A 625-nucleotide genomic window follows, 5' to 3' on the forward strand; every position below is an offset into this window, starting at 1 on the left:
ACCATTTACCCGAAAAAACAGATGGGGATGGGCGGCTGCTTACGCTGTTCAGATACGAACCAAGCAACGAACTGCCAACCCAAGAGCAATTACAAGAAATGCACAAACATTGGGGGGAATTTATTGGTGGAATTGCTATGCAAGGAAAACTGGTAAGTACGCATCAATTAGGTTTTGAAGGGAAAAAGATTTATGCCAATCAAAACACAGAAGATGGATTACATATTGCCGAAGGACAAACCATAGGCGGCAATATGGTTTTGAAAGCAAAATCGATGGAGTCTGCAACAGAACTTGCAAAAAAATGCCCTATACTTTTTATGGGTGGCACTGTGGAAGTAAGAGACGTAATACCAATGAACTAATTATAAACTTTTTAAAATGAACAAAAGAATGATATTCACAATAATTGGAATCGCTCTTGCGGCGTTCATCGGATTTGGCTTATACAAAGCTAGTGGTTTGAAAAATATTCAAATCGTAAAAACAGTTACCATCAAGGGAACTAAACAAGAAGTTTTTGATATGGTAAAATACCTGAACAACTTCCCTAAATGGTCGCCATTTTTGGCACAAGACCCATGGATATTCCGGACAATACTGACCCCCGTTCCGGGCATATTGA

2 protein-coding genes are annotated in these 625 nt (G+C 39.2%); both read left to right on the top strand.

The genetic code is table 11. From position 1 onward, the window contains the following. The coding region (locus ADIS_RS21745) for a YciI family protein (protein WP_155907699.1) at positions 1 to 365 on the top strand (365 nt) is incomplete at its 5' end. 16 nt (positions 366 to 381) lie between these two features. After that, positions 382 to 625, top strand: a 244-nt coding sequence (locus ADIS_RS21750; RefSeq protein WP_202900597.1) for an SRPBCC family protein, incomplete at its 3' end; no start/stop codon positions are given.

Source organism: Lunatimonas lonarensis (assembly GCF_000390185.1).
GTDB lineage: Bacteria > Bacteroidota > Bacteroidia > Cytophagales > Cyclobacteriaceae > Lunatimonas > Lunatimonas lonarensis.